The 2,188-nt window shown below is 70.5% G+C and carries 5 protein-coding genes; all 5 read left to right on the top strand.

Going from position 1 to position 2,188, the window contains the following annotated elements; all coding sequences use genetic code 11:
- Positions 1 to 306: hypothetical protein (locus ABWK99_RS15830; RefSeq protein WP_372595642.1), on the top strand; the 306-nt coding region annotated here is incomplete at its 5' end.
- Complete coding sequence (locus ABWK99_RS15825) at positions 303 to 647, top strand: hypothetical protein (RefSeq protein WP_372595641.1); 345 nt, start codon at positions 303 to 305, stop codon at positions 645 to 647. The genes ABWK99_RS15830 and ABWK99_RS15825, both read left to right, overlap by 4 nt.
- A gap of 109 nt (positions 648 to 756) precedes the next feature.
- Positions 757 to 1,026 carry a hypothetical protein gene (locus tag ABWK99_RS15820; protein WP_372595640.1) on the top strand — a complete coding sequence of 90 codons (270 nt, stop codon included), beginning with the start codon at positions 757 to 759 and terminating at the stop codon, positions 1,024 to 1,026.
- Positions 1,027 to 1,114: 88 nt separating this feature from the next.
- Positions 1,115 to 1,480 carry a hypothetical protein gene (locus ABWK99_RS15815; protein ID WP_372595639.1) on the top strand — a complete coding sequence of 122 codons (366 nt, stop codon included), beginning with the start codon at positions 1,115 to 1,117 and terminating at the stop codon, positions 1,478 to 1,480.
- A complete protein-coding gene (locus ABWK99_RS15810; protein ID WP_372595638.1) occupies positions 1,477 to 2,100 on the top strand; it encodes a hypothetical protein in 624 nt (207 codons plus the stop codon). Before ABWK99_RS15815 ends, ABWK99_RS15810 begins: the two co-directional genes overlap by 4 nt.
- Positions 2,101 to 2,188 lie beyond the last annotated feature (88 nt).

Genomic DNA, 2,188 nt, shown 5'->3' with positions numbered 1-2,188 from the left:
GACGACGACGACTCGCGGCCGGACGCGCTGCACGCCGCCGACGTCGCGCGCCTGGTCGTCTCGGCCGTCAAGGACTACGACACGTGGACGACGGTGGACACGACGTTCGGGGGCGTCGCCGTGACCCTCTTCGGCGCGCGCACCGCCCCCGAGCATGCACCCGACCCGCGCACGCTGCGCAGCATCGCCGGGTACTCCTGCCCGTGCGGGGCGCGCGGATGGCTGCAGGAGGGCGCGTCCGACGAGGACCGTGCCGCGTTCGACGCCGAGGTGTCCACGCACGACGACTGCGAGGTCCCGGCATGAGCGCCGCTAAGCCCTACGCCGCCTGCCTCAACTGCGGCGCAGAGTTCGACGACCGGGAAGCGATGTACGCGCACCAGTCGGACACCCTCGCTCCGACCGGTGCAACCTCGGGCGTCACGGCAAGGGGGCACCGGGTGAGGGTCGAGAATCCGACCCCCGAGGAAGTCGAGGCGACCCGAATCAGGTGGATGGTCAGCCGAGCGGTTGACGAGGCGATCGAATCGGCGATGGGCGACCTCCTGCGCGAAGTTGAGCGCGGCCGGATCACTGCCGAGCAGGTCGCTGCCGAGTTGCGCGGCACCGACTTCGAGGACGCCTGGGCCGAGTGGGTGACCGCATGACCTCTCCGACCCGCGCCTACCTCGCCACGCGCGCCACCGTCCGCGCCGCACTCATCACCGCCATCTTCACGGCCCCGCTGTGGACCGTCCTTCTGATCGGGAGCCCAGCATGACCACCCTCATCGACCCGGAGCCGTACACGCGCCTCGACCACCTCGACGGCATCGACCGCCGCAACACCACCCGCACGTCGCGCCACGAGCCGAGCCTGCTGCCGGGGATCACCGACCGTGCGGCCGCCGGCGAGTGGGACGTCATGTGCCGCACCATCGCCGGCATCCACACGCGCGACGACGACGGGCGCTGCGCCGAGGACCGCAAGCCGTGGCCCTGCCCGACCGCCGAGACGCTGCCGGTCTCGCGCCTGCGGGGTGCGTGATGGCTGTCGCGTTCGTGATCGCCGTGATCGTCATCATCGCCGCCTCATCCATCGCACTCGACGAGGCCGACCGGAAGGAGCAGGACAAGTGACCCTCACCGACTTCGCCGCCGACAACTACTACGCCCGCCACGACGGCACCGAACCGGTCGACGTCGACGCACCGGACGAGCTCGACGAGTCCGCCGCGTGGGAGCGCCGCGTGATCGGTGAGGCGCACCTGTACGGCGGGAAGCGCACCGCGACCGTCGCCCCGTGGGCAACCTGCTGGTGCACCGACGGCGAGCACCACTACCTCAAGCGCGACAACCACATGGTCAACGAGGCCGACTGCGACGAGTGGATCGCGGCGGCACGAGAGCGCGGGACCGAGCCGCACAAGGTCACGCGACGGACCGTCACCGTGCAGGGCGAGTGGGTCGTCATCCCGACCCGACCAGGCGGTGCGGCATGAGCGACGTCGTCAAGGCCATCAAGGGCTTCAACCCCGACCTCACCTGTCGGGGGTTCCAGTTCGCCGAGGGGAAGGAGTACACCCACGACGGGAACGTGGACGTGTGCAGCTCCGGATTCCACGCGGTCACGCAGCCGATCGACGTGTTCGCCTACTACCCGCCTGCGACCTCGGTCTACCACGAGGTCGAGGTCGAGGGGGCCGTCGCGGCGACGGGTGGTGACTCGAAGGTCGCCGGTCGTGTCATCAGGATCGGGAAGCGTGTCGAGCTGTCCGAACTCATCCAGGCGCAGGTCGAGTACGTGCGCGGCAACGCGAAGGCGCCGACGAAGTCGGGGCACTCCACGGGTGGCCGGGGTGCGGCGTCTGCCACGGGTGACCTGGGTGCGGCGCTCGCGATCGGCGACTACGGGAAGGCAAGCACAACCGGGGCCGAATCGGTCGCCATCAGCACCGGCTACGACGGCGCCGCGAAGGGCGCGATCGGGTGCTGGATCGTCCTCACCGAGCGCAACGACGACGGCGAGATCCTCGGCGTCGTCGCCAAGAGGGTCGACGGGGAGCGCATCAAGGCGGACACGTACTACGCCTTGCGCGGCGGGAAGGTCGTGCCCGCATGACCGCCCCGACGCAGGACACGTTCGACGCGGTCCTCGGTGCCGTCGCGACCGACTGGCGACCCTCGCGCGTCGACTCCCGCGAAGCCGT

Source organism: Actinotalea sp. (assembly GCF_041597215.1).
Taxonomy (GTDB): Bacteria; Actinomycetota; Actinomycetes; order Actinomycetales; family Cellulomonadaceae; genus Actinotalea.
The sequence above is the reverse complement of the archived record's forward strand: the minus strand, read 5'-3'. Positions and strand labels throughout refer to the sequence as shown.